At 62.8% G+C, this 25,647-nt stretch carries 23 protein-coding genes; 9 read left to right on the top strand and 14 right to left on the bottom strand.

The window, feature by feature from the left end:
- Window positions 1-113: 113 nt before the first annotated feature.
- Window positions 114-602, top strand: coding sequence for an NADH-quinone oxidoreductase subunit I (locus tag HS101_15925; GenBank protein MBE7507754.1), 489 nt, complete (start codon window positions 114-116; stop codon window positions 600-602).
- On the opposite strand, the gene HS101_15920 is transcribed toward HS101_15925, so the two are convergent.
- The 7 genes from HS101_15920 to HS101_15890 form a co-directional block, all read right to left on the bottom strand.
- Window positions 599-1,714, bottom strand: coding sequence for a PAS domain S-box protein (locus tag HS101_15920; protein ID MBE7507753.1), 1,116 nt, complete (start codon window positions 1,712-1,714; stop codon window positions 599-601). The genes HS101_15925 and HS101_15920 overlap by 4 nt on opposite strands.
- A complete protein-coding gene (locus HS101_15915; GenBank protein ID MBE7507752.1) occupies window positions 1,711-2,673 on the bottom strand; it encodes a hypothetical protein in 963 nt (320 codons plus the stop codon). Before HS101_15915 ends, HS101_15920 begins: the two co-directional genes overlap by 4 nt.
- 106 nt (window positions 2,674-2,779) lie before the next feature.
- Window positions 2,780-3,895, bottom strand: a complete 1,116-nt coding sequence (locus HS101_15910; GenBank protein ID MBE7507751.1) for an aminotransferase class I/II-fold pyridoxal phosphate-dependent enzyme — start codon at window positions 3,893-3,895, stop codon at window positions 2,780-2,782.
- Window positions 3,896-4,011: 116 nt separating this feature from the next.
- Complete coding sequence (locus HS101_15905) at window positions 4,012-4,278, bottom strand: small basic protein (protein MBE7507750.1); 267 nt, start codon at window positions 4,276-4,278, stop codon at window positions 4,012-4,014.
- A gap of 21 nt (window positions 4,279-4,299) precedes the next feature.
- Complete coding sequence (locus HS101_15900) at window positions 4,300-5,325, bottom strand: hypothetical protein (protein MBE7507749.1); 1,026 nt, start codon at window positions 5,323-5,325, stop codon at window positions 4,300-4,302.
- A gap of 129 nt (window positions 5,326-5,454) precedes the next feature.
- Window positions 5,455-6,504, bottom strand: a complete 1,050-nt coding sequence (gene selD, locus HS101_15895) for a selenide, water dikinase SelD (protein ID MBE7507748.1) — start codon at window positions 6,502-6,504, stop codon at window positions 5,455-5,457.
- A gap of 46 nt (window positions 6,505-6,550) precedes the next feature.
- Window positions 6,551-7,054 (bottom strand): ferritin, encoded by a 504-nt coding sequence (locus tag HS101_15890; protein MBE7507747.1) that lies wholly within the window; start codon window positions 7,052-7,054, stop codon window positions 6,551-6,553.
- A gap of 332 nt (window positions 7,055-7,386) precedes the next feature.
- Here HS101_15890 and fbp point away from each other — a divergent pair, with 332 nt between their 5' ends.
- The 6 genes from fbp (at window position 7,387) to HS101_15860 (ending at window position 13,376) form a co-directional block, all read left to right on the top strand.
- Entirely contained in the window at window positions 7,387-8,397 is a 1,011-nt protein-coding gene (gene fbp / locus HS101_15885; GenBank protein ID MBE7507746.1) for a class 1 fructose-bisphosphatase, read from the top strand.
- 38 nt (window positions 8,398-8,435) lie between these two features.
- On the top strand, window positions 8,436-9,338 hold the full coding sequence (prmC, locus tag HS101_15880) for a peptide chain release factor N(5)-glutamine methyltransferase (GenBank protein ID MBE7507745.1): 903 nt from the start codon (window positions 8,436-8,438) through the stop codon (window positions 9,336-9,338).
- Window positions 9,335-10,432: a lipopolysaccharide heptosyltransferase II gene (gene waaF / locus HS101_15875; protein MBE7507744.1), complete on the top strand. Its 1,098-nt coding sequence runs from the start codon at window positions 9,335-9,337 to the stop codon at window positions 10,430-10,432. Before prmC ends, waaF begins: the two co-directional genes overlap by 4 nt.
- A 408-nt stretch (window positions 10,433-10,840) precedes the next feature.
- On the top strand, window positions 10,841-12,232 hold the full coding sequence (locus HS101_15870) for a DUF1573 domain-containing protein (GenBank protein ID MBE7507743.1): 1,392 nt from the start codon (window positions 10,841-10,843) through the stop codon (window positions 12,230-12,232).
- 111 nt (window positions 12,233-12,343) lie between these two features.
- Window positions 12,344-12,919: a rhodanese-like domain-containing protein gene (locus HS101_15865; GenBank protein ID MBE7507742.1), complete on the top strand. Its 576-nt coding sequence runs from the start codon at window positions 12,344-12,346 to the stop codon at window positions 12,917-12,919.
- Window positions 12,909-13,376 carry a hypothetical protein gene (locus HS101_15860; GenBank protein MBE7507741.1) on the top strand — a complete coding sequence of 156 codons (468 nt, stop codon included), beginning with the start codon at window positions 12,909-12,911 and terminating at the stop codon, window positions 13,374-13,376. The genes HS101_15865 and HS101_15860 overlap by 11 nt, the downstream gene beginning before the upstream one ends.
- Before the next feature lie 19 nt (window positions 13,377-13,395).
- Here the strand turns inward: HS101_15860 and HS101_15855 are convergent, their stop codons facing one another.
- The gene (locus tag HS101_15855) at window positions 13,396-14,124 is read right to left on the bottom strand and encodes a murein peptide amidase A (GenBank protein ID MBE7507740.1); all 729 of its coding nucleotides are present in this window, start codon (window positions 14,122-14,124) and stop codon (window positions 13,396-13,398) included.
- A gap of 262 nt (window positions 14,125-14,386) precedes the next feature.
- On the opposite strand from HS101_15855, the gene ispG reads away from it, so the two are divergent.
- Complete coding sequence (gene ispG / locus HS101_15850; protein ID MBE7507739.1) at window positions 14,387-15,595, top strand: flavodoxin-dependent (E)-4-hydroxy-3-methylbut-2-enyl-diphosphate synthase; 1,209 nt, start codon at window positions 14,387-14,389, stop codon at window positions 15,593-15,595.
- A 95-nt stretch (window positions 15,596-15,690) separates the two neighbouring features.
- Here ispG and HS101_15845 read toward each other — a convergent pair whose 3' ends face one another.
- From HS101_15845 to HS101_15835, 3 genes are all read right to left on the bottom strand, one after another.
- Window positions 15,691-16,167: a hypothetical protein gene (locus HS101_15845; protein MBE7507738.1), complete on the bottom strand. Its 477-nt coding sequence runs from the start codon at window positions 16,165-16,167 to the stop codon at window positions 15,691-15,693.
- 173 nt (window positions 16,168-16,340) lie between these two features.
- Complete coding sequence (locus HS101_15840; protein MBE7507737.1) at window positions 16,341-17,531, bottom strand: hypothetical protein; 1,191 nt, start codon at window positions 17,529-17,531, stop codon at window positions 16,341-16,343.
- Between the two features lie 316 nt (window positions 17,532-17,847).
- Window positions 17,848-19,074 carry a hypothetical protein gene (locus HS101_15835; protein MBE7507736.1) on the bottom strand — a complete coding sequence of 409 codons (1,227 nt, stop codon included), beginning with the start codon at window positions 19,072-19,074 and terminating at the stop codon, window positions 17,848-17,850.
- A gap of 466 nt (window positions 19,075-19,540) precedes the next feature.
- On the opposite strand from HS101_15835, the gene HS101_15830 reads away from it, so the two are divergent.
- Window positions 19,541-20,860 (top strand): IS1380 family transposase, encoded by a 1,320-nt coding sequence (locus HS101_15830; GenBank protein MBE7507735.1) that lies wholly within the window; start codon window positions 19,541-19,543, stop codon window positions 20,858-20,860.
- 173 nt (window positions 20,861-21,033) lie between these two features.
- On the opposite strand, the gene HS101_15825 is transcribed toward HS101_15830, so the two are convergent.
- The 3 genes from HS101_15825 to HS101_15815 form a co-directional block, all read right to left on the bottom strand.
- Entirely contained in the window at window positions 21,034-22,470 is a 1,437-nt protein-coding gene (locus HS101_15825) for an adenosylhomocysteinase (protein ID MBE7507734.1), read from the bottom strand.
- 90 nt (window positions 22,471-22,560) lie between these two features.
- Entirely contained in the window at window positions 22,561-23,541 is a 981-nt protein-coding gene (locus HS101_15820; GenBank protein MBE7507733.1) for a metalloregulator ArsR/SmtB family transcription factor, read from the bottom strand.
- 190 nt (window positions 23,542-23,731) lie between these two features.
- Window positions 23,732-25,642, bottom strand: a complete 1,911-nt coding sequence (locus HS101_15815; GenBank protein ID MBE7507732.1) for a hypothetical protein — start codon at window positions 25,640-25,642, stop codon at window positions 23,732-23,734.
- Window positions 25,643-25,647 lie beyond the last annotated feature (5 nt).

Here is a 25,647-nt window from a genome sequence, read left to right as displayed (position 1 = left end):
CATCCATTCAGGAATTCGGCGACGCGGAGCAGTCGTCCGCGCCCGCGACATCCGTACCGCCCGGTAGTTGGCGCGATCGCGACGTCATCCAGGTCGACCAGCCGGAACTGTCCATGTCGGAGCGGACCTATCTGCCGCAGATCTTCGGCGGCATGAGGACGACGCTTCGGCACATGTTCAAGAAGAAACTGCGCGACCAGACCGTCGTCCAGTATCCGGAGCAGAAGCGCGCCCTTCGGCGAGAGAACTACCGCGGCGTTCATCGACTCAACCGGGACGATCAGGGCCGGGTGGCCTGCGTGGCCTGTTTCATGTGCGAGACGGCCTGTCCGGCGCATTGCATTCACATCGAGGGCACGGAAAGCCCCTGGCCGGATCGGGAGAAGTACCCGATCAAGTTCGATATTGACGAGCTGCGCTGCATCTATTGCGGGATGTGCGAAGAAGCGTGCCCGGTTGATGCCATTGAGCTGACACCAGAATTCAAACTCGTCGGATTAACCCGCGAGGAGATGATCTTCGACAAGGAGAAGCTCCTCATGGTATTTGACCGCACCCAGGGGGATAAGCCGCGCAAGAACCCGGCCGTCACGGGGTATTAGGCGTTGGGCGTATCGGTGTGCCCGGTCGAGTCGACGAGCGGCGGCGCGGCTTTGCGGTGCAGGGGGAGGGTGAGTTGCACCGTGGTTCCCTTGCCGACTTTGGAATAGGCCTTGATGGAGCCGCCCATTTCCGCCACGAGGCCGTGCACTGCTGCAAGGCCCAGGCCGATGTTGTCCCTGTCTCCACCGCCCAGACCCCCCTTTGTCGTGAAGAACGGTTCGAAGATGTGTTCGAGAACATCCTCGGGAATGCCGCAGCCCGAGTCGGTGATGGAGATGGTGGCGTTCTCGGCGTCGTGAGACAGTTCGACCGTCAGGGTTCCCCCGTCGGGCATGGCGTCGATCGAGTTCTGGGCGATGCCCTCGAGGACCGATACGATGCGCGCTTCATCGAGCAGACCGGAGGGGGTGGCTTCGACTTTGGCGATCAACTCGACGCGTGCCTTCTCGCAGCGAGGCCGGAGCACGGCGATGAACTTGGTCATGATGGGATCGAGGGTGGATTGTTCGTGCTGTGCGTTTTCCGACTCGGCGAATGCGGCGAGTTGCTGGGTGATTCGGGTGGCGCGGCCGATCGACTGGGAGAGAAGCTGAAGCGTCTTACGCAATTCGCGCGGGCTGTCGCTGGGCAGGGCGTAGTCGATGCTGGTCAGCATGCCGCCGAGGATGTTGTTGAAGTGATGCGCCACGGCCCCGGCCATCTTGCCGAGCGAGGTCATCCGGCGGGCCCTCGCGAGGTCCTTGGAGAGGCGCTTGCGCTCGGAGATGTTCCTCATGCACAGGGAAATGCCGAGCACGCGGCCACCGAGCTCAATGATCGGAGATACGACCAGGACGAACGTGGTTCGCGCGCCCTCCTCGTCGATGTAGGTCGTCTCCATCTCGCTGGATTCGCTTTTCTCGATGGCGCTGCGAAAGTGCTCAGTCGCCACCGGGCGATCCGGCTCACTGAGCAGATCGATGAACGGCGTGCCCTGGTTTTGCGCTGAGATTCCAAACTGAAGGCAGGCCGCTCGATTGGCGTGCTGGATGTTTCCGGAGGGATCCAGCGCCAGACAAATAAATCCCAGGTGATCCCACAGATCGTGAAAGAGATTCGGGTGCTCCGTCATTTTCCGTCTGTTGCCCCGCGTTCGTTGTCCGCCGGCGATCCAAGCGGCGCGCTGACCACCCCAAGCCGGTCCGCGACCGTGTGAATCACCGGACAGATGATAAAGATGCTTTCCCGGGTCGCCTCTTCGTCCATGCCGTTCGCCGGCTGCTCCACAAAAAATGCCCGACCCAGATAGGGCCGTTCATAGATGATCGGCATGCCGCCGATCAGAAGAAAACCATCCTCCGGAATCGTCGCCGAAAACTCCAGGTCCGTGAAGACCTTCCGACGCTCCTCCTGAATCTGCTGGAAGCCTCCGCCGGGCACGCCCACCCATTTCGGCGGGCCCGGGGGCTCGTCAATGGCGGGCACGACGCGCAGGACCACCTCGCGCAGGTTGTCGGCCCTCATGCCGAAGGAAAGCAGCAGCTTTGGCCGGGCATCCTTGAAATCATAGCCCACGGCGCGGCCGTCGCCGTTCTGGTAAAAGACGGTAAGGGTCCGCGTCGGCAATTGCCCGATGCCGATTTCAGCGGCCCGGGAGACGTCGGGGACGACCTGATCGATGACGCTGCGCAGGTCGACGGACTCGGCGAGCTCTTTGAGCGCGTCGACGAGTTCGGATCGATCGGACTCACGGCCGATGGCCGCGCGAAAGCCGCTGTCGGCCAGATGCATGGTTGTGTTGGAGGAGGACAGGACGCCGGCGACGCGCTTCCAGATAATGGAATCCGCGGCGGTGAACACGCCCTTCGGGGCCGTCCAGCGAAAAACAGAGAACTCGACGACGAGGCGCTGCGCCGGACGATCGAAATTCGACGTTCGATTGGTCTGAACGGGGACCTTGAAGGGGGAGTTCTCCGCGTCGATCTGGGGGTCGCTTTGCGGGGTGTCGGGCCGGGCGAAACAACCGGCCATTGCAATCAGACCCACGGCGATAGATGGTGATATCCAGCGATGATCGATGATCCGTGGCACGCTTGGGCTCATTGTAATCGACGATGAATCCGCCCCTTGGGGACTCTACGGCTCGCTGGTGCGTGAGTCAATCCGAACGGCGCGATCGTGTTCATGTTCGGCGGGGCTAACGGGCGAGTCGGCACAGGACCTCGCAGCCGCGCCGCAGCATGGCGTCCGACGCCGCGTAACTGATGCGGAAGTGGGTGTCGCGTTGAGAGAAGATGCCGCCGGGGATGACGATGACGCTTTCCTTCATGGCCGCCTCGGCGAAGGCGGTGGCGTTTGGAAATGACTTCGGCGCAGGCGGGAAGACGTAAAAGCCGCCGCCGGGCCGGACGAAATCGAATGAGCCCTTGAGCAGATCGCACACCAGATCGCGCTTGGCGGAATAGTCCCGGCGATGGCCGGACACATCGGTCTCCAGGGCGGTGAGCGTCGCGAACTGGGCCATCGAAGGGGCACATACATAAGTGTACTGATGCAGCTTGGTCATTTCTTCGATGAGCCAGGCCGGGCCGGCCGCATAACCCATGCGCCAGCCGGTCATGCCGTAGGTCTTGCCGAAGCCGCGCAGGATGAGGGCGTTGTCCGGGGCCAGGGCGATCGGGCTGACGTTGGGGCCGTCGTAGCAGAGCTTGTCGTAAATCTCATCGCAGATGAGGACGAGGTTGTGCTTTTTGGCGATCGCGACCGCGGCCTCCACCTCGGCAGGCTTCATGACCCGGCCGGTCGGGTTGCCGGGCGTGTTAATCATCAGGGCCTTGGTCTTCGGCGTGATGGCCGCCTCGATGTCGGCGGCGTTGAACGCAAAATCAGGATAGGACGAAACCGGAACAGGCGTGCCGCCGACCATGTTGACGAGGTGCACATAGGAAACGAAGTAGGGATCGAGAAAGACGATCTCGTCGCCGGGGTTGGTGATCGCCAGGAGCGCGAGGGTCAGTCCGCCGGAGACGCCGGAGGTGATGAGCACCGATTGCTCCACACCTGCTTCGGCCTTGAGCGCTTCAATGATGCGCATGCGCAGTTCGGGGAGGCCGGAACTGGGGAGGTAGCGGTTTTTCCCTTCGCGAATCGCGGCGATGGCGGCGTCTTTGACGTTTTCGGGCGCGTCGTAATCAGGCAGGCCGATGGACAAGTCGCAGGGATCGGTGATCCGCGAGGCCATCTCGAAGAATTTGCGGATGCCGGAGAATTCGACCTTCTTGGATCGCTCGGCGAGGATTTGACGCGAATCCATCTTCACTCGCGAGGGGTAGAGATGACTGACCAACTCCAACAGGGTCCGCGCCTGCCGCGAATTCCCAGCGGAAAAACGGCGGGCAGGGCAGGCACAACAAGAACCGAGTTACGAGCCTATTTCTTGGCCGGCGCGGCTGACTTCTTCGCCGGCGCGGCTGCTGCAGGCGCTGCTGCCTCAGCCTCGCCCTCCTTGGCCGGTCCCTTCTTTGTCTTTCCGCCGATCGGCGCCTTTCGGTTTGCTACCTTGGGCAGGCCGGTCGCACTTCTTCCCTCCGGAAAGCGCTCCTCATTCCTCAATCGCTCGATACGCTCGGCTCGAGTCAGAACATTTCGGTGGCGGGCCAGCGAAGCCTTGCTCTTCAGGGATCGATCCATGGACATGATGCAAAAACTCCTGCACTCTCAAACGGGGTCGCCGGCTTTCGTCGCCGAATAGCTCACGAACAAACAACCCTTGAACTGATACAAGCCGCCCTGGCTTCGATATTCAGCTCCAAAACCTTCAATTTTCCTTTTGAATCCCCCGCGGTCATCTCGGCTTGCCTTGCCGGGCGGGAAACCGTCTTCAGCGAATAGAACATAACCGTTGCTGCGTTTTCGGGCAAATGTCCGGATACCCTTGTTCAGGAGGAAGGCCCGAACGTCGGCCAGGTCCCGGGCGAGCTGCTCGCCGCTCCGCTCACGGGTGATAAGAAACGACTCTATCTGCAAATAATTGAGGTTTTCGGGGCGAGCGGCCTCGACGGCGGCCGCGGCGGGGCCGTTGACCGACACCGGCTTGTTCGCGGCCACCCGCTGCTGGGCAAGGGTCGGCTGCTGCAACAGGTGTCGCAGATCGGGGTCGGACTCGACCTTGTCGGCGAGCGGCTTGGGCACGACGACCGGGCTCTCGGTGGTGCGGGGCAGTAGGGGGGAGCCGAGCGTGGCATTGGCCGGCGCCGTGCTGGCCGCGACCGTGGCGAGCTTTGCACCTGTGCCCAGCGACTGTTTGCCGATGGTGTAGGCGCCGAAAATGATGGCGACCAGCGCGCCCGCGGCAGCGACGAAACCGGCGCCGCCGATTGACAGATGCAGACGACCGTCACCGCCCGAAGGCGATCGACCCGAACGGGCCCGCTCTTCACGCGATGCTTCCAGCGCCGCCTGCTTTGCCGCCTGTTTGGCGATCTTGCGCGCCTCGCGCTCCGCCTTGGCGGCGGCCTTGGCCTGTGCCTTCATCTCACGTGTCGCGCGTTGAGCCTCCATCCTGGCCTTTTCTTCGGCGAGGGCCTCGGCGGCTTGTGCGTCGGTGAGGGCTTCGGCGACGGGGAGCACCGTGCCGCTCGGTTTCGAGCGCCTCCAGAAGGAGCGACCGGCCGGCGCATGCTGCGTCATCGGCGCTTTATTCATGACCTCAAAAAGGCTCGGTCCTCGTCTGGTCGGTTTCACGGCGGTGGTCCATCCTTGAGTTTGCCGCGCACGATTCGATTCAGGATTCGTACGCGAGTCGAGCTGTAAATGTTTGGGGCTAGCATACCGCGTTTTGCGGGAATTTCAACGAATTGCCGAATGCCGGTTTCAGGCCCCTAAAATCAAATCAAAATCGCCGCGCGCCGTGACCCGGCCGACGACTGCGGCGTGGGGCACGCCGCTTTCCCGCAGGCGACGCACGACCCCGTCGGCATTCGCTTCGGCGACCGCGATCAAGAGTCCGCCGGAGGTTTGTGCGTCGGCGAGGACGCCCACCAATGCCTCTTCGACATGCGCCGTGCTGAACTGATCGCCGATCGCCGCCAGCGTGCTCTTCCACGCGCGCGTCAACACGCCGCCGCGGGCCAGGTCGAGCGTCGGACCAATCAGCGGGACGGCCGCCGCACTGAGTTCTACAGTGACGCCCGATGCGGACGCCATTTCCCATGCGTGTCCGACAAGGCCGAAGCCGGTGATATCCGTGACCGCGTGCGCGCCGGCTTCGACGGCGATGCGCGAGGCCACGGCGTTGAGGGCGATCATGATCTCGATGGTCTCGGCGAGATCAGATTCGGAAATCTTCCCGGACTTGCAGGCGCTGGTCATCACGCCGGAGCCGATGGGCTTGGTGAGAATCAAACGATCGCCCGGCTTCGCGCCGGCGTTGGACAGGAACTTGTCCGGATGCACGGTGCCGGTGACGGCGAGCCCGTACTTGATCTCCGCGTCGCGGACGGAATGGCCGCCGAGAATGACGGCGCCTGCCTCGGCGACTTTGTTGGCGCCACCGGCGAGGATCTCGCTGAGGATCTCGATGGGCAGGTCCTTGTCCGGGAAGCCGACAATGTTCAGGCAGGTGATCGGCGTTGCGCCGGCGGCGTAGCAATCCGACAGGCTGTTGGCGGCGGCGATCTGGCCGAAGGTGAACGGGTCGTCAACCAGCGGCGGGAAAAAGTCGGTCGTCTGCACGATGGCCAGATCGGGGCGCAGTCGATACACGCCCGCGTCGGAGAAGTGTTCGGCTCCGAGCAGCAGGTCAGGATGGGTCATCGCGGGCAAGGCTCGCAAGACTTGCGAGATGGCTCCGGCCGGGAGCTTGCCGGCTCAACCCGCGCACGACGCGTACGCCGTGAGCTTCACCTTTCTGGAAGGCGTCATTTCAGGCCATCCGGGTTAAGAAAAGGACGCGAACAATAAACAGCGGTCATTCCTTGGACGGCGCGGCCATCGCCGCCGCCAGCCGGGCCTCCACGTACAGCAGGTTGCTCTCGCCGGCGCGCGTGACGAGCTGAAGAAGCTCGGTCATGGAGGAGACTTCCTCGACCTGCTCATCGACGAACCATTTCAGGAAGCTGCGCGTCGTGTAGTCCTGCTCCTTCTCGCTCTTGGCCATCAGGTCGTTGATCTGCCGGGTGACGGTGATTTCGCTATCGACGGCGGCTTTGACGATCTCGCGCACGGTCTTGTAGTCGGCCTTGGGCTTGTCCATCGCTCCGAGGGTGACCTTGCCGCCGACATCCTGAATGTATGCGGCGATCTTCAGTGCATGGCCGCGTTCCTCGTCGGCCTGCTGCTTGAACCGCTGGGCGAAAATCTTGAGCCCCATGCCCTCCAGGCAGAACGCCAACGCCAGGTATTTGTGCGAGGCCGCCAGCTCGTTGGCGATCTGCTTGTCCAGGGCGGCGTTCATGGGTTTTGAAATCATCATGCGGGGTTCCTCTCAATGAATGGGGTCTGGTTTGCCGGATGATAGAATCCGCGAACCCGCGGAGCAACTGGTCGGGTTCTGCGGTAAAACGTTTTCTCTTAATTTACAAGCGATTTCAAGTCTACGGTCGACGGCCCAATAAACAAGAATGGACTAGGTGGGGCGATTTGATTCATCTCGTGGCGCGTCGCATGAAACGTGCATTCTCGCCGCCACTGACAGACGCGCCGGTCCTGTGATGCGACGCGCTTTGAGTTATAATAGTCACCATGACCACCATTGATTTGCCGCCGATGGATCCGTCGGAAGAAGGGGTATCGCCGATGGAGGATATGCCCTCGGAACGGAATCGGTTCATCACCGTTCAGGAGCACATTCTCAGCCAGCAGCGCAGCCACCCCACTGCGACGGGCGGATTCAGTTGGCTGCTCTCCGGCATCACGCTCGCGGCGCGAATCATTTCGGCCAATGTTCGGCGCGCCGGGATTCTCGACGTGCTCGGCGACGCCGGGGCATCCAACGTCCACGGCGAGCAGCAGCAAAAGCTAGACCTGCTCGCGAACAAAACCATCGAGCTTTGCCTGGGCTATCGCGGCAACATCGGCATCATCGCTTCCGAGGAGTTGGACGAGCCGACCGTCGTTACGCGCAGCGGCGCCAACGGACGATACGTGGTCATCTTTGACCCGCTCGACGGTTCATCGAATATCGACGTTAACGTCTCAGTCGGCACGATCTTCTCGATCCTCGAGCGCGATCCCAGCGGGTTTGAGTCGCGCGACCCCGCCGCCGACGTTCTTCAGGCAGGTCATCGCCAGCTTGCCGCCGGTTACATCGTCTATGGTTCGAGCACGGTCATGGTCTATACCACCGGCGAGGGCGTGCATATGTTCACGCTCGACCCGTCGGTCGGGGCCTTCATCCTTGCCAACGAGCATGTGAAAATGCCGGATAAGGGCAAGAGCTACAGCGTGAACGAGGGCAATTTCAACTCGTTCCCCAAGGGCGTGCAGTCTTACCTGGGATGGTGCAAGACCGAGGGGGCGGGCCCGTATTCGGCGCGGTACATCGGCTCGCTGGTTGCAGATTTCCACCGCATCTTGCTACGCGGCGGAATATTCCTGTATCCTGCCACGGCCAAGGCGCCCAATGGCAAGCTTCGGCTGCTTTACGAGGCGAATCCGATCGCATTCCTCGCCGAGCAGGCCGGCGGCACGGCGACCGATGGCACGAGGCGAATCCTTGATAAGCAGCCCAAGTCACTCCATGAGCGCACGCCCCTGTTCGTCGGCAGCCGGCCCGACATGGAGCGGCTCAAAGAACACCTTAAGAATGCGGGCTAGCTCCGCGAATCTGTTCACACTCCAACCATCGAGCGCGCATGTCTGATACGCCTGTTCAAGCGTCCGAGTCGTGGACGATCGGTCGCCTTCTGGCGTGGACGCGATCGCATTTTGAGTCGCGCGGCGTCGACGATGCGCGGCTCTGCGCCGAACTCCTGCTGGCCAAAGCTCTCGGTTGCAAACGCATCGAGTTGTACGCGCGTTTTGAGGAGGTTCCCGATGAGGCGCGGCGCGCGACATTTCGCGAACTGGTGCGCGCGGCGGCCGAGCATCAGCCTATCGCCTACCTCATCGGTACGCGCGAGTTTTATTCGCTGGAGTTTGAAGTGACGCCGGATGTGCTGATTCCCCGGCCGGAGACCGAGCTGCTCGTCGAGCGGGCCCTCGATTGGATCAAGGGGCATCCCGCCGATCGGCACGAGCTATTGGACATCGGCGCCGGATCGGGCTGTCTGGCGGTGACGATCTGCAAGCGCGCCGGCTCCGTCCACGCGGTTGCCGGGGACATCTCCGAACCGGCCCTCGCGGTTGTGCAGCGCAATGCCGCGCGGCACGGCGTTGCCGAACGCGTGAAATGCGTTCGGGCCGACATGCTCGACCTGCCGCCCGAAGCGCTTCCGCCGAGCGGGTTCGACGTCATCGTGTCCAATCCGCCGTACATCGCCGAGACTGATCGAGATTCGCTTCCGGAAAACGTTCGAAAGTACGAGCCCTCCGTGGCGCTCTTTGCCGGGGACGATGGGCTTTCGGCTTACCGCAAGATCGCCGCGAAGGCGCGCTCGGTCTTGCGGCCCGGCGGCGTGCTGATCCTGGAGGTCGGCAGCGGCCAGGCCGACAGCGTGGAGAAGATGATGGTCGCCGATGGGGGGCTCGCGGCCGCCGGACGGTTTCGCGACCTGGGCGGGATCGAACGGGCCATCGAGCTTACACTACCCGCATGACCGACGGCGACCTGGCGACGCGCGCCTTTGAGAGAATCCTGATCATCAAGCCCAGTTCGCCGGGCGACATCATTCACGCGCTGCCGGTGTTGGAGGGGCTTCACCGGCGCTATCCCGCCGCACGCATCGCATGGCTCGTGGCTTCACCGTTTGCCAATCTGCTCGAGCGCGACAAGCGAATCGACGAGATCATCCTGTTCGATCGCAAGCGTTTCGGCCGGCTCGGGCGCAGTCTGAGCGTGACCGGTGAGTTCTGGGAGTTCGTCAAGTCGCTGCGGGATCGCGAGTTCGATCTGGTCATCGACTTGCAGGGTCTCTTTCGCAGCGGCTTCCTCTCGATGGCCAGCGGGGCGAAGGTGCGTATCGGTTTCGCCGATGCCCGCGAGATGTCGCCGCTCTTTTACACCGACAAGATTCCCGCGAGCCCCTCGCGCGAGATTCACGCCGCCGACCGGAACTATCGCCTTGCCGCGATGCTCGGCTTCGGCGATGTGCCGATGGATTTCTCCGTCGAACTCGATGATGACGACCGCGCAGCCGCCGCGAAGCTGCTGGCCGAGTCAGGCATTGATGCCTCGTCGCCGTTTGTGATGCTCGTGCCCGCCACGCGGTGGGAGACGAAGTGCTGGCCGGCCGATCGCTACGGAATGCTGGCGGCGATGATGCACCGCGAGCGCGGGATCAGATCGGTGCTGGTCGGGGGACCGGCGGATGTGCAGTTGGGGCAAAGCGCGGTCAATGCGTCGCAGGGCGCGGCGGTGAATCTCTGCGGCCGTACGACCCTTCGCCAACTCGCTGCGCTGGTTGAGCGCGCGGCGATCGTCGTTACCGCCGATTCGACGCCGATGCACCTCGCCGCAGCGCTGGATCGTCCGCTCGTCGCCCTGTTCGGCCCGACCAGCCCGGAGCGAACCGGCCCCTATGGCCGGGCGCAGGATGTGGTGCGGATCGATCTGGAATGTTCCCCGTGCTATCTCAAGAAGCTCAGCCAGTGCCCGCACGAGCATGCGTGCATGCAAAGGCTCGACGTGAATCAGATCGGCGGCATCGTTCGCGATAAATTGTCGGCCACGCTCGCCGACAAGACGGGCTGAAAAAAACGCAAAGAGCATGATCGGGCGCGAGAGAATCACGCCGCGCTGCTCTTTGCAGTTTACGTCTTCCCCACCGGCGACCGTCAAAGGCTTTCGCCCGAGTCGGCCGCTAGCGGCTTCTGCAAGCCCTCCATTGGGGGATCATAACGCAGATCAGCGATTCGGTCCGCCGCCCCGTCCATTGCGCGGGCACGACGCGCAACCCGGATGGTCCTAAAAAAGGCGGCAGATACTGTGATGAATCGCGTATCAGCGGGCTTTGTGGTGTTACTCACCCGTTACAGGAGTCGGCCCCAGCGTGAGTTATACTCATGGCATGTCATGGCCGGTTGAGAATCGTTTTTTCGGTCCTGTGTGCCGGCCGTCTTCAGTGTAGTCACGAAAGCCCTCAAACCTTAGGAGAAAAGTATGACCTGTTCGAAATCGCGGATTCCTGCCGCCTTCGTCTGCCTGGCAGCGATGGCCATGTTGTGCCTTTCCGCCGGCCTTCGCGCGGAAGAGCAGACCAAGCCCCGACAGCCCCAGGTCGTTCCGCCCGCCAAGGGCCACGAGGTTCCCGGCGCCCAGCAGCCGATGCCCAAGCCCGGCGCGATGAATCCGAATCCTCCGCAGGTCAAGGTTCCCGGCCAGGAGATTCCCGAGCCGACGGTCAAGCTGAAGGAAGGCGAAGTTCCGTCGGTCAAGTTTGACACGCCGACCTACGACTTCGGCCGTGTTCGCAGCGGTCAGGAGATCACTCACGACTTCTGGTTCTCCAACACCGGCACCGGTCCCCTGGAGCTGCTCAAGGTCCGGCCGTCCTGCGGCTGCACCACCGCCGGCGAGCACGACAAGATCGTCCAGCCCGGCCAGAGCGGCAAGATTCCGATTCGCCTTAACACCGGTCATGCCAGTGGCCCCATCCACAAGACGATCATGATCAACACCAACGCCCCCGGCGAAGGCGCCGCGGTCACCCTGCACATTCAGGGCGAAGTCTGGCAGCCGATTCAGGCGACTCCCGCCAGCGCGTCGTTCGGCCGACTGACGACCGACACGGCCGCCTCGGCCTCGATGGAGCGCAAGCTGACCGTCGTCAACAACACCGACGAGAAGATCAAGATCACCAAGGTCACCTGTTCGAATCCCTCCTTCAAGGCCGACGTCTCCGAGCTTGAGGAAGGCAAGAAGTTCGAGCTCACCGTCGCCGTGGTCCCGCCGCTGTCCACCGGACCGGTCACCGGCAACATCGAGCTGACCACGACCATGCAGGACAATCAGAAGATGCTGATCCCGGTGAACGCCTACGTCACCGCCGACGTGGACGTTACCCCGAACCAGTTGACCCTCACACCGAATCGCAACGGCACGGTCCAGCGCCAGTTCTTCATCCGCAACAACACCGTCAACCCGGTGAAGATCAGCGAGCAGACCGCCTCGAACGAGAAGCTCCAGTTGAACATTGTCGAAACCCAGCCGGTCGGCAAGGCCTACCGCTTGACGGTCGATATTCCCCAGGATTACGTCGTGGCAGAGAGTGGCGACAAGATCACCCTCAAGACCGACAATCCCAACGTGCCGAACCTGATCATCCCGATCAATCAGGTTCCGCCGATGGGCGACGTGACCAAGCAGTTCGGCATGCAGGCCGGACAGAATCCCGGCATCATGACCCAGCCGCCGGCGCAAGCAGGCCAAGACCATGCCGGTCATGACCATGCGGGTCATAACCACGGCGCTACGACGCCGCAGCCTGCCCAGCCGCAGCCTGCTCAGCCGCAGCCCGCACAGCCTCAGCCTGCCAACGGCGCAGGTAAGTAACAGAGTCCTGCTCACATCCCTGGCGGTGCCGAGATGATTCAAGGCATCGCCAGGGATTTTTTTTCGACATCGGACAAGAAGTCCGCCGACCGTTGACGAAGAGGTAAGTGGATGCTTCGCGATCTGGGAATGTGCGTCATCATCGCCACCGTCAGTTGCGGCGTCGGCGTGGTCGTCAATCAGTCGCGCGAGCGGCCCATCGATTGGGTTCGCCGCGATGTCGCCGCGACTCCCGCGACCAGTCCGGCAAAAAGCGCCGACGCGCAGTCGACTTCGACCTCGGGTCCGGCAGGCGCTGAATCCGGCGAATCGCCCGCTCACGCCGCCGACGGCACCGTCGTCATCGACGACGTGATCGAGGCGCTGACGTCCAACACCGCCTTCTTCATCGATGCCCGAGAGCTGCACGATTTTCAGGAAGGCCACCTTCGCGGGGCGATTCACCTTCCCTCCAGCGCGATCTATGCGAGTATCGAGGCGGTTCTCAGCGTCGTGCCCGATACGAGTTCGCGCGTCATCGTCTATTGCGGCGGCGGCAACTGCGAGGCCAGTCACAACGTCGCCGGCGCCCTTCGCAGCGACTTCGGCTACACCAACGTCTGGATTTACACCAAGGGCTGGGAAGAAGTCATTTCGGCGAGTGACCGCTTCGCCGGAATGGTGGAGTCAATCCCCCATGACCATTGAGCAGCGACAGAGCCTGATGCGGATCATCTCGCACCTCTGCGCCCTCGGCGTGGCAGGCTTCTTTCTCTACGCGGCGATCACCAAGGTCTATTACGATCAGCGGCAGTTCGCCATCGAGATCAGCAACTACCGCATCCTGCCCAAGGAGTTCGTGAACCTGCCGGCGATTCTTATGCCCTGGCTGGAAATCGGCGCGGCCCTCGCGCTGCTCGCCCCGTTCTCGCGCCGCGCCGGCGCCATCCTCATCGGCGGCATGCTCCTCGCCTTCATCGCGGCCATCAGCTATTCGGCGCTTTATCTCGGTCTGAAGATCGAATGCGGCTGCACCGGCAAAGGCGGCGGCGAGGCCGGCTGGCTCACCATCGGGCGCAACACGCTGCTGCTGGCAGGCACGCTCTTGTCAGTGATCTTGTACGCGCGGGCGAATCGTTCGGGCACCGTTCCCGGCATGGCCTAGCGAACGATCTTTCCGACCGCTACCGATACTCAATCGCCGCCAGCATCATCTTCCCATATCGCCGCCAGAGCGTCGGGCCATCCCGGTCGTCGTGGGTCCGCGGGATTTCCAGCGTGATGATCGGGATGCCCAGCGTGATCCCCGCGTACGACCCCAGCGAGCCTGGCCGGCTGCCGAGCTTTTTCAGCGGCAGATCGGTGTGCTGCGCCATCGCCGAAGCGAGCCCCTGGGCCGGTCCGTCGTAGTCGATGCAGGCCGGAAGCGTCGTCGGCTGGTGGATGCTGACGATCCGGTTCGGCGAGTACTCGCGGATCAGCCGGTAAATCGCCTGGCTCTCCGGCTCCGAAAGGGGATTGTCACCGTGACGACCCACCGATTGATAATTCCCGGCGGGAAAGTTGCGATTCAGATCCACACCGCGAACGTTGTGCCGCAGATTCTTCGCGTAGCCATCGGGGTTCGCCTCAGGTACCAGCACGATACGCCGGCCCTCGATGAGTTCAGGATGCTGGGACAAATGGGCACTCAGTTCGTGCAAAATCGGCGTCCCGGCGGGTTCGTTCCCGTGAATCGTCGCGAGGATCAGAATCGTGTCGCGGCCGTCGCCGAAGACTTCGCACTCGATCGGCCGCCCCTCGACCGACGTGCCGATGACGCTGCGCGCCGGCTCCAGGCCGCCGTGTGTTTGTCCGGGTCGAATCCGATCCTTGGGGTCCTGGCAACCGGCCAGCGTCGAAAGTGTCAACACGATGACCCCCAGCAAACGCCGATGCGATCCGGAGGAGAGGGTGCGGCGGGGCGACCGTTGCATGCTGCATGAGTAAGGCAAGACTCGACCTCGTAAGATGCACCGGACCGGGTGTCGCTCCTGATTGAGCCGCCCATAATCGCGGGTTGCGCGGCCTCGTCAAGGGGGAAGTATGGATAAATCGCCGACTTTCGACCTGCCGCCGGCGCGCTACAATAGACGGCTGTCGGCGTCGTAGCGCCGTACCGGAGGAATCGAGTCCATGCGAAGTCGCCGTCCCACACGACAGCTCAAGGTCGGTCCCGTTGCCATCGGCGGCGACGCACCGGTCTCGATCCAGTCGATGACCAGCACCTACACCTACGACATCGACGCGACCGTCAAACAGATTCACGACCTCGCCACCGCCGGGGCCGACATCGTCCGCGTTGCCGTCCCCGACCCGCGCGACACCGAGGCCCTGAAACACATCCTCCCGCAGGTGCCGGTGCCGATCGTCGCCGACGTGCATTTTCACTTTCAACGGGCGCTGGAGTCCATCGAGGCCGGCGTCCACAAGATTCGCCTGAACCCCGGCAACATTCAGGACCGCAAACAGGTCGATCGCGTCATTCGGGCCTGCCGCGAGCGGGGCGTTCCCATTCGCGTCGGCGTTAACGAAGGCGGCATCATCGAGCGCAAGGACAAGGACAAGCGCGCCGGCGAAAAGGCGAAGCTCGAAGAGAACTACGAAGACCATCTCGTCGGCATCATGATGGACAAGCTGGCCGAGTACATGCGCATCTTCGACGAGAACGACTTCCACGACGTGGTCATCTCCGCCAAGAGCATCGACCCGCGCATCGTCATAAAGGCCTACACGGCCATCAGCGAGAAGTACGACTACCCGCTGCATCTGGGCGTCACCCACGCGGGTCCGAAGGAGACGGGGTGCATACGAAGCGTTGTCGCGCTGGGGACGCTCTTGGCCAACGGCATCGGCGACACCGTGCGGATCAGCTACGCCAGCGACCCGGTCTTTGAAGTCGTCGACGCCAAGGAAATGCTCAACTGCCTCGGCCTTAAGCCGCGCGTCGAGCCGGAGTTGATCGCCTGCCCGACCTGCGGTCGGATCGAGATCGATCTGATCAAGCTGGTGCAGGAAGTGCGGCAGCGGCTGGCGACGATCAAGACGCCGGTCAAGGTCGCGGTCATGGGCTGCGTGGTCAATGGCCCCGGCGAGGCGGAAGGGGCCGATGTCGCCATCTTCGCAGGCAAGGGCAAGGGCATCATTTATGTGCAAGGCGAGCAGACGCGGACCGTCAGCGAAGCGGACATGCTCGACGCGCTCTACGAGGAGTCGCTCGCCTTCGCCCAGCGCGTGGAGCGCGGAGAAGTGCAACTCCGCCACGGCGGCGTCACCATCAAACCCCCGGACCCGCTGCCAAGGGCCGACGGCAGCCTGCCGCTAACAGTCGTCGTCGACCGTTAACGAGACTGTCACCACTATCGACTATTTATGGGCTATCGATACCCGGATCGTGTACGACGGGGCCTATTAGAGCAGTACCGTTGCCGGCATTGGGGCTACTGGCGAACCAGCGTCACGGGCGCCGTTGTGATGGGCCCGCCCGGCTCGATGCGCAGGATGACGGTGCCCTGAAGCGTTCCGCTCGCCTGCAACACCACCATGTAGGTGTAGAGGCCGCCGTTGATATTGTCGGTCGGCGACGCGCCGAAGCCCGCGAACAGAGTGATGCCCGACGCGTTGGCCTGGGCCTGCGGCGAGGCGAGCAGGGTCAGCAGCGAGCCGTCACAGAGGTCGTCGATGGAAGTGATTCGAGCGTTCTGAATCGTCAGGCAGGTGGCGTTGATGTCTCCCGATGCTTCGTGTCGCCATGTGCCGTCGATGTTGACGGTCGGAAGCGAATCGGTCGGCGGGTCATTTGGTTGGCCGCCCGGCGTGTTCGGCGGTGCGGGTTGAAAGACGTCGCATCCGCCGGTTACGAGGGCCAGCATGGTGAGCAGGACACATGCCCAAAGTCGATTTGACTGATTCGACATGACCGCACTTCCCCCGCGCCGAAGAAAACAACAAGAGTCTCGGGTGGATTCACACATTCTAAAGAGCCCTTGCTGCCTTTTCAATTTTCCACCCGTCCTCGGCGTAATGCCGACGGGGCGCACCATTCGGCACGCCCCGTCGGATCACACTAATCAAAGTGCCGGTTTTCTCATTAGCTACCGTGAATGAAGAACACCGACCAGCCGATCTCATGAACACCAGCAGTGCCGATGCCCGAGTTATCGTCCTCATCCGGGCAGGTGATCGCCGGAATGACAGGCTCGTTGTAACCCGAGAGCGGCGGCTGAAGCTGATCCGCGATCCCCACGGGCGCGGGAGCCGGGCCGGGCGTGTTCGGATTCACAACGACACCCTTGCCGAAGAACGCCTCGCTGCGAATGACGAAGACGAAGCCCCCCTGACCCGGCGCGGGGGCCAGAAGCTCATTGCGATTGGAAAGATCGACAAACGCGTAGGCCCGCGACGGGAAGCCCGCACAGGTCAGCACGCTCGGGAACATCGTCGTGCTGGCGAAGGGCTCGCTATTGTCGTCGAAGTTGTCTCCGTTGACCTGGACCGACTCGAAAGCGCCGTCATCAAAGGTGCTGGGCGTGTCGGCAAAGGCCCGCGGAGCGCCCTTGAGCGCGCCGGTGATGTTGTAGAATCGGCCGCTCTGGAAGGCGTTGTCACGCATGAACGTCAGCCAGCCGGTCGGGCCGAGGAAGTTCATCGTCGAGCTGGTGCTGGCGGGATTGCCGGCGAAGTCGATGCCGGTCACGATCAGAGCGACGTCGCCGCCGTTCAGGTCGATCAGGCTGCGCCGCGCCACGACGTCATCGTTCGAAGGATAGTCGGCCTGGCTGCCGTCCGCGGTCATCAGGTAGTCGGTGCCGGGGATATGGCCGTAGGCACAGGGATTGACCGCCCGCAGGCTGAACTCGACCTGCGAGAACTGGAGCGGGAAGAAGGGCTCAAACGGCACGCGGATGGCGAGGCAGTACTCGGTCTCGCCGTGCGTGAAGAGCCAGTCGTACTCGCTGGGGCTGTTGGCCAGGTTGGGCGTGAAGGTCTTCGCGCCGCCGATGCGACTCGGCCAGGGGTCGAAGCCGCCGGTGCCAAGCGGATTGCAGCGGACCTGGGTGCCGGTGCCCGTGAACTGCCGGAGGTCGAACGTCAGCATCTTTCCGACGCCGGAGTCGATCAAGCGGGCGGCATTGGCCCGTCCGCTGGAGACGTCCGTAATCTGCGGCGCGCCGCCGGGCAGCGTGCCGCTCAGGCTCTTGATGGCGTCACACGCGCCGATCGCCACAATGCCGACGATCAGGACGCCGACAATCGGCAATACCTTCTTGGTGATGGTCATCTTTCTCCCTCCCATATCTCATTCGATTCGTGCCAGGCGTTCTGTCGGTCGCGCGACCGATCTTGCCGGTTGGTTGCGGGGTGCATCCGGCGGAAGCGCCTTTGTGTATCAATCTTTCGAGAATCCCCCCGAAACGGTCTCGCCTCGCCAACAGCGAAGGTGATACCGATTCCCCCACGTCATGGTATGACCCCGGGTTCGGCCCGATCAACGTCCGTGGATATCTGCGCAAAAAAAATGCGGGGCGTGTCATGGTTATGACACGCCCCGCGGGGTTTGATAACGTTGCGCCCGATAGTACGGGCGATTCTTCGGACTAGCTGCCGTGGACGAAGAAGATCGACCAGCCGATCTCGTGCACGCCGCCGGGTCCGTTAAACGAGTTGTCGGTCTCGGTGTAAGGACCGTTAGCGGTGATGGCCGGGATGATGGTCTCGTTGTAGCCCGAGAACGGCGGAACGATCAGGTCGCCGATGGCCACCGGGGCCGGGGCGGGACCGGGAACGTTCGGATTCACCACAACGCCGGTGCCGATGAAGGCCTCGCGGCGAATGATGAAGATGCCGCCGCCCTGGCCGGGGCCGGGGGCAAGAATCTCGTTCAGGTTCGAGAGATCGACGAACGAGTAGGTTCGGCCGGGCGTCGGTGCGCCGCCGGCACAGGTGAGGGCCGTCGGGAACAGGGTCGTATTGGCGAACGGCTCGCTGAAGGAGTCGAAGTTATCGCCGTTCACCTGGACCGACTCAAAGAAACCGTCGTCCGCCGTGCCCGGCGTATCGAAGAAGGCCGGGGGGCCGCCCTTGAGGGCGCCGGTGATGTTGAAGAAGCGGCCGCTGCGGAAGGCGTTGTCGCGCATGAAGACCAGCCATCCGGTCGGGCCGAGGAAGTTCATCGTGGCCACCGTGCTGGTCGGCGAGCCGATGAAGTCGATACCCGAGACGATCAGGGCCACGTCGCCGCCGGTGGTGTCGATCAGGCTGCGATTCGCGGCGATGTCATCGTTCGACGGGAAATCCGCCTGGGTCAGGAAATAGTCATTGCCGGGAGGCGCGACCAGGAGGTGGCCGTTGGCCACGGGGTTGACCGCCCGCAGGCTGAACTCGACCTGCGAGAACTGAAGCGGGAAGAACGGCTCAACCGGCACGCGAAGGGCCAGGCAGTATTCCGTCTCGCCGATTCGGGCGACCCAGTCATATTCGCTGGGGCTGTTGAACAGGTTCGGTGTGATGATCACCGGGCCGCCGATGCGGCTTGGCCACGGGTCGATGCCGCCGGTGCCAAGCGGATTGCAGCGGTTCTGCGTGCCTGCGCCGGTGAACTGGCGAAGGTCAAAAAACAGGAAATTGCCGACCGCCGTGTTGATCAGACGCGAGGCATTGTCGCGTCCCTGCGAAATGCTGGTGCCGACCGTTCCTGACGTGTCGGGAACCGGAATGCCGCCGACATTATTGTTGAGGCTTCGCAACGCGTCGCAGGCGCCGATCACGACGATCCCGCATGCCACGAAGGCAGCCACTGATCCAAGTCGCTTCCTAACGGTCATCTTTCTTCCTCCCATCGAGAGTCTTTTCACCATCCTCGGCAAGGCGCACGGGGTGCCCGCTGCGAGGAGTTGTTTTTAATGCTCTGACCCCGGCGTGTTCAATAGCTCTTTTATACCTAAAAGCTTAGGGCCGGGTCAAGCAATGGCGGGTGTCACTTGCTCGCGCAAAAGGTAAGCCCCGTTATCGACCCAGGATGCCCGGGTGGGTCCGGTAGTAACTGACGCCGAAGCCAAATTCTCGATGGGTTCGTCGGATAAACAGAACGCCGCGCCACGCGGACGGCTGAACCCCTTTGAGGGCCAGCCTGTCCGCATGGAGCGGCGGGATGTTAACCCGAATATTTCATCAGGTCGGCGTTGAATAGGAATAGAAAAAGCCTCGAAGCCTTGTAGACTGGGGTTTCTTAAGAACATTCCGGTCCATAGGCAGGGAGGCTTTTTCGTGACAGACTGTAACAGCAAACCGATGTTCTTTTCCAGTCTCGGCCGCAAGAAAATCGTGGCCGATTTCACAGGCGGAACGCTCACCTCAGACGCCGGGGGTCTGCTGCTTCGGGAGGTCGAGCGGCGTCTGGGCCTGGTCGATCAACTGGCCGGGGTCATCAACGACCCGCGTGATCCGGCCCGAATTCAACATGACCAGCGGGTCATGCTGGCCCAGCGCATCTTTGCCATTGCGATGGGCTACGAAGATCTCAACGACCATCAAGCCCTGCGGAGCGATCCCGTGCTGGCGGTCCTGACCGGGCGGCCGCCGAGCGCGGATGAGCCGCTGGCCAGCAGTCCGACCTTGTGCCGGCTGGAGAACCGCGTCACGCGCGGCGACCTGGCACGAATGTCGCGTGTGCTGGTGGAGCAGTTCATCGCGTCCTATGAATCGCCGCCGGAGGAATTGATCCTCGACTTCGACGCGACCGACGATCCGATCCACGGCAACCAGGAAGGCCGCTTCTTCCACGGCTATTACGACCACCACTGCTTCCTACCGCTGTATGTGTTCTGCGGCTCGCGGCTGCTGGTCTCCTACCTGCGGCCCAGCAACATCGACGGGGCCCATCACGCCTGGCCCATCCTGAAGCTGCTGGTGCAGCGCTTGCGACAGGCGTGGCCCGGGGTGCGGATCATCGTCCGCGGGGATTCCGGCTTCTGCCGCCGGCGAATGATGAAATGGTGCGACCGGCACGGCGTCAAGTACGTGCTGGGCCTGGCCCGCAACACCGTCCTGGAGAAAGCGGCCGAGTCCTTCATGCAGGCGGCCGAGGCCCAGTTCGCCACCACGCAGCAGAAGGTGCGGAACTTCCACGAGATCGAGTACGCGGCGCAGACCTGGGATCGCCCGCGCCGCGTGATCGTCAAGGCCGAGCGGCTGGTTCAGGGGCCCAACGTTCGATTCGTGGTGACCAACCTGACCGACCGCACGCCGAACGATATCTACGACGGTCTGTACACGGCCCGCGGCGACATGGAGAACCGCATCAAGGAGCAGCAGCTCGGGCTCTTCGCCGATCGCACCAGTTGCCACGCCTTCCTGGCCAATCAGTTCCGGCTGCTGTTGTCCTCGGCGGCCTACGTCCTGGTGGAAACGCTGCGCCGCACGGCCCTGGCCGGCACCGAACTGGCCGAGGCCCAGGTGAACACCATTCGCCTGAAACTCCTCAAGGTCGCCGCGCGGGTGGTCGTCTCCGTGCGCCGCGTCGTACTGCGACTGTCGAGCAGCTGCCCCCTGCAGGACCTGTGGCGATCCCTGGTTCCACGACTCCGCCTGATCCCGCCCGCCCCATCATGACCCGAAAAACAACCTGATCACCGCTTGGGGGTAAGGGGGCCCTGCGCGCTCCAACCTCCACCTTCGTCCCTCCGCTCACGCACAAAGCCGAAAAACTCCGTCCATCACCATTCGAAGATCACTGATGAAATATGCGGGTTAACGCGATGTCAAATCGGGGCCGAGCGTGCGCCCTAGTAGCGGTAGTGTTCCGGCTTGTAGGGACCGTCCACCGGCACGCCGAGGTAATCGGCCTGCGCCTGCGTGAGACGAGTCAGTTTCACGCCCAGTTTATCGAGGTGGAATCGGGCGACCTGTTCGTCGAGCTTCTTGGGAAGCGTGTAGACTTTGCCCTTTTCGTACTTCATCCCCGAGAGCGTCGGCTTGCCCTGGCTCGACAGCCAGAGATCAATCTGGGCGATCACCTGATTGCTGAAGCTGTTGCTCATCACGAAGCTCGGGTGACCGGTGGCGCAGCCGAGGTTGAGCAGCCGTCCCTCTGCCAGCACGATGACACTATGGCCGTCGGGGAAGGCCCATTCGTCCACCTGGGGCTTGATGTTGATCCTTCGGACGCCGGAGATCTTCTTGAGGCCGGCCATGTCGATTTCATTATCGAAGTGGCCGATGTTCCCGACGATCGCGTTGTGCTTCATCTTCTTCATGTGCTCGGCGGTGATGATGCCGAAGTTGCCCGTGGTGGTGACGAAGAGATCGGCCGTGCTCAGTACGTCCTCCAGCGGGAGTACCTGATAGCCTTCCATCGCCGCCTGAAGGGCACAGATCGGGTCGATCTCGGTGACGATCACGCGACAGCCCTGCCCGCGAAGGCTCTGGGCACAGCCCTTGCCCACGTCGCCGTAGCCGCAGATCACCGCGACCTTGCCGGCCAGCATGACGTCCGTGGCCCGCATGATTCCGTCCACCAGCGAGTGCCGACAGCCGTACAGGTTGTCGAACTTGCTCTTGGTGACGGAGTCGTTCACGTTGATGGCCGGGAAGAGGAGCGTCCCGGCCTTCTGCATTTCGTAGAGGCGGTGGACGCCCGTCGTCGTCTCCTCCGAAACGCCGATGATGTCCTTCGCCACCTTCACCCAGTGCTGCGGGTCGCGCTTCTGCTCCGCCGCCAGCAGCTTGAGGATGATCTGCATCTCCTCGACGTCGGTCGTCTCCGGGCCGGGGACCTTGCCCGACTTGTTGTATTCGTAGCCCTTTTGGACCAGCATCGTCGCGTCGCCGCCGTCATCGAGGATGATGTTCGGTCCGCTTCCGTCTGGCCAGGTCATCGCCTGAAGCGTGCACCACCAGTATTCCTCCAGCGTCTCACCCTTCCAGGCAAAGACCGGGATGGCCGCCTTGGCGATGGCCGCGGCGGCGTGGTCCTGGGTGCTGAAGATGTTGCAACTGGCCCAGCGCACGTCGGCGCCGAGCTTGGTCAGCGTCTCGATCAGGACGGCCGTCTGGATCGTCATGTGCAGCGAGCCGGCGATCTTCGCGCCCTTGAGCGGCTGCTTGGCCGCGTACTGCTCGCGGATCGCCATCAGGCCTGGCATTTCGTGCTCGGCGAGTTCGATCTCCTTGCGGCCGAAGTCGGCCAGCGTCATGTCCGCAACCTTGAAGTCCTGAGTCATCACTGCTGTCGCCATCGTCTGTCTCCGTCAGTTCTCAAAAAAAAGTTGATCTCTTACTCATCACTTAATCGGATCGTCCGCGCGGCCGTTCTACTTTCGTTCGGCGGTCAGCGCGAAAAGTCCGGGGGCATCCATTTCTCGCGGCGCGGTCGTCGGGGATATCAGTTCGGTTCGGCGGACCTTTGCGAAACCGCCGGCCATCGCCATTTTTGCCAGTTCCTCCGGATCGAAGCCCCACCAGAAGTCCTGCATCGTGTCATAAAACGCCTGATTCTCGTGGGAGTGCTGCTCGATCACGATCAGCCGACCGCCGGGCCGCAGGACGCGATGCATCTCCGCCAGCGCCTCTGGGGGCTTCGGGACGTGATGCAGCACCAGGCACGCAATCACCAAGTCGCAGCCGGCGTCGCCCAGCGGAAGCTCACTCAGATTGCCCGAGTGAAGCTGAACGTTCGTCAGTCCCATTTCGCTCACGCGCCGTCGGGCACACTCCAGCATCGCCGCCGCCGGCTCCACCGCCACGACCTGTCGGAAGTGCGCGGCCAGGTGAGGCAGGAGATATCCCGTCCCGCAACCGACATCCGCGACGACCCAATCGGCAGGCAGGAGGCTGATAAACGCCTCCCACGCAAATCCTTCGCCGAACGCCGTGGTGCGAAGATCGTCCCACCGCTGCCCCATGCGCTCGAAGAAGCTCAAATCGCCGTCGCTGCGATGTCGCAGGGCTCGGCGCAGTCGAGCTTCCAAAGTCGCGGGCAGCGGCTGCGAGCGCAGCCATTCGAGGATCACTCCGCGAACGTCGTCCGACGCTCTCGGGTCGGTGACGGCCTGATAGAAGACCGTTGTTCCGATCCGCCGGTCCCTGACCAGGCCGCTATCGCGCAGCACTTTCAAATGGCGCGAGACAGTGGACTGCGGTTGCGAAAGGATCGTCACCAGTTGCCCGACGTTCAGTTCCTCCGCCAGAAGCAGTTGGAGCAGTCGATGGCGCGTGGTGTCCGCCAGACAGCGAAAGACTTCATCGCTGGTCGATGGGGCGGTCGATCCGGACTGTCGCGTGCTAGTATCCATCCAGCCGGATTATATGATTCTCCATCTAGTTGTCAATCCGGATTTAGGAGGAACTTGCCAACTTACCGGGCCCGATGGGCCGGTGCCGTAATACCCCCCATTGCCAAGCCGGAAATCGGCGGCGGGGGACACCGCCGTGATTCAGTCGAGGTCGTAAGTGTCAGTGAAAAAGAGAGTTGTGGCGCCGTGTCTAGCGGGCGGTCTTTTGAAGATACAAAATGGCGTCCAGCGCGGAGCCCAGAAGTGGGCTCTGCTCACGCTTTTCGACCGCCTCCTTCAGAAGGTCGTAGGCCTTCGACTGGGATTCGAAGCTGGCGTCGGCGTCGTCCGCCTTGATCGCGGCTTCGAGCAGCAGGCATGCCGCTTCACCGACCTGCGCCTCCCAGACATAGTTCTTGCCGCTGATGGGCGTGTTGTCCGGGAATCGAAGATTGACTCGATTGATCAGCGTCGCCACCTGTTGATAGGCCTTCGCGGCCTCGGCGAGTTCGTTGATCGCCTCGGTCTTCTGCTTCTCGACATCCTCCGAAACCGAACCCGGCTCGCCGGCGCCGCTGAGTTGGGCGACATAGGCGGCAATCTTTTTCTCAGCGAGCATTCCCTGAATCTGATCAAATCGAACGGCGGCGGAGGCAAACAGCGCATTACCTACGAGCGTCTGTACATAAGCCTCGGCTTCGTGATCCTGGCTGACGCGCTGCAATCGCTCGTCAACGCTTTCGCCGGAGCCGGTGCCTTGCATCGCATCACTGGTGCGCTTCTTGGCGGCGCCGACTGCTGACTTCGCGGCCAGGGCTGCTTCCTTCAGTAGCTTCAGGGCAGCGTCTTCGCTCTTCTCCGCATTCTTCACGCGCTGCGAAGCCTGAGCAAGCTGCTCGTCGATGCGTGCAACTTCCGCCTGGAGTCCTTCGGCGATTTGTGCCTTGCTCGTCGCGGTGGCCTCGGCCGTTTCCTGAAGCGCCGCGATCTCCTTCGTCAGCGACTCGCGCATCGAGTTCAGCGCCGCCGTCTGCTGGCGAAGTTGTTCCATCCGAAACTCCAGCACGCCGATGCCCGGCTCCGGCGTGCCGCCTTCGTAGGCGGGCCCTGCCAATTCCCGATCGTCGGCCGCGACCTCGGTCGCTCCCCGGAGCGTGCCGTTCTGAATGGCAGCCGCCGCTGCCTCTGCCTCGCGCGCCTTCTTCGACAGCGCCGCATAGCGATCGCTTTGAGAATCGATGTTTCCGGACGCCGCCAGCTCCGCAAGCTCAGATCGTGCCTGATCCGCCTCTTCCAACAGCGAATTCATGTCCGCCTTGCGAGAAGCGATCAATGCCTCAAGCCCGGCCATCGCCTGCGCCGCCTGTTGGCTTCCCGCATCGGCGCGTGCCAGGCTTTCCTGCTTTTGCTGAATAATCGTCTCGGTCTGCCTTGCTTCGAGCGCGGTGAGAACCGATCGTGTCTTGCCCAAACTGGTGGCCCGCTGCTCGACGCCGGTACGCAGAATTGACGCCTGCGATCGCTCGAATCGCGCCTTGTCAACTTCCAATCGCGCCTTGGCCATCAGGTAAAGCGACCGCACGCGATTGACGTCCAGGCTGTTGGATGCGGACGCGCTGCCAACCGTCAGCGATCGAATCTGATTCATCGCCGCGTCGGCCCGTGACAGAATGCTCTGGCCGGCCTTAAGCGGCTCGAGCGCTTCCCTCAGGACATCCTCGCCGCGCGGATTCACGCGGCTCACGGTGCCCTTGCCCAGGACGATCGTGTTGCGCTCCATGTCGCGATTTTCTATCGCCGTCAATTCTTCAACCAGGGCGGCCGATTCGCGCATGACTTCGCGGTTCCAGATTCCCGGGTTCTCCCGAGCGAAGCGAAATCCCACCGCGGAGTCGATCCCTTCCGGATCGTCGCCGCTGTGCATCATGTAGTTGAGAAGGGCCAGTTCGTGATCGAGGTTTGCGACGGCCCGGCGCAGCGTGTCAGAGTCCGCGGAAGCTGCCTCCGCCAGCGCCCGATCGTCCGAGCGCAACATCCTGAGGTAGAACGGAGAGCCTGCGAGCGCGCCCACGAGGACAACGGCGAGGCCCAGACCGAGTATTCCGCCGGGTTTTCCTGCCACGTTTG

It is taken from the genome of Planctomycetia bacterium, assembly GCA_015075745.1.
Taxonomy (GTDB): domain Bacteria; phylum Planctomycetota; class Phycisphaerae; order UBA1845; family UTPLA1; genus UTPLA1.
This window is presented reverse-complemented; position numbering and strand designations above follow the sequence as displayed.

Excerpts from the sequence above, each read along its gene's own strand:
- HS101_15835 (MBE7507736.1), bottom strand. The coding sequence starts at position 19,074 with ATGACCGTTAGGAAGCGACTTGGATCAGTGGCTGCCTTCGTGGCATGC.
- HS101_15860 (MBE7507741.1), top strand. The coding sequence starts at position 12,909 with ATGACCATTGAGCAGCGACAGAGCCTGATGCGGATCATCTCGCACCTC.
- HS101_15845 (MBE7507738.1), bottom strand. The coding sequence starts at position 16,167 with ATGTCGAATCAGTCAAATCGACTTTGGGCATGTGTCCTGCTCACCATG.
- HS101_15890 (MBE7507747.1), bottom strand. The coding sequence starts at position 7,054 with ATGATGATTTCAAAACCCATGAACGCCGCCCTGGACAAGCAGATCGCC.
- ispG (MBE7507739.1), top strand. The coding sequence starts at position 14,387 with ATGCGAAGTCGCCGTCCCACACGACAGCTCAAGGTCGGTCCCGTTGCC.
- HS101_15870 (MBE7507743.1), top strand. The coding sequence starts at position 10,841 with ATGACCTGTTCGAAATCGCGGATTCCTGCCGCCTTCGTCTGCCTGGCA.
- HS101_15840 (MBE7507737.1), bottom strand. The coding sequence starts at position 17,531 with ATGACCATCACCAAGAAGGTATTGCCGATTGTCGGCGTCCTGATCGTC.
- fbp (MBE7507746.1), top strand. The coding sequence starts at position 7,387 with ATGCCCTCGGAACGGAATCGGTTCATCACCGTTCAGGAGCACATTCTC.
- HS101_15910 (MBE7507751.1), bottom strand. The coding sequence starts at position 3,895 with ATGGATTCGCGTCAAATCCTCGCCGAGCGATCCAAGAAGGTCGAATTC.
- HS101_15865 (MBE7507742.1), top strand. The coding sequence starts at position 12,344 with ATGCTTCGCGATCTGGGAATGTGCGTCATCATCGCCACCGTCAGTTGC.
- HS101_15825 (MBE7507734.1), bottom strand. The coding sequence starts at position 22,470 with ATGACTCAGGACTTCAAGGTTGCGGACATGACGCTGGCCGACTTCGGC.
- HS101_15830 (MBE7507735.1), top strand. The coding sequence starts at position 19,541 with ATGTTCTTTTCCAGTCTCGGCCGCAAGAAAATCGTGGCCGATTTCACA.
- prmC (MBE7507745.1), top strand. The coding sequence starts at position 8,436 with ATGTCTGATACGCCTGTTCAAGCGTCCGAGTCGTGGACGATCGGTCGC.
- waaF (MBE7507744.1), top strand. The coding sequence starts at position 9,335 with ATGACCGACGGCGACCTGGCGACGCGCGCCTTTGAGAGAATCCTGATC.
- HS101_15920 (MBE7507753.1), bottom strand. The coding sequence starts at position 1,714 with ATGACGGAGCACCCGAATCTCTTTCACGATCTGTGGGATCACCTGGGA.
- HS101_15905 (MBE7507750.1), bottom strand. The coding sequence starts at position 4,278 with ATGTCCATGGATCGATCCCTGAAGAGCAAGGCTTCGCTGGCCCGCCAC.
- HS101_15820 (MBE7507733.1), bottom strand. The coding sequence starts at position 23,541 with ATGGATACTAGCACGCGACAGTCCGGATCGACCGCCCCATCGACCAGC.
- HS101_15925 (MBE7507754.1), top strand. The coding sequence starts at position 114 with ATGTCGGAGCGGACCTATCTGCCGCAGATCTTCGGCGGCATGAGGACG.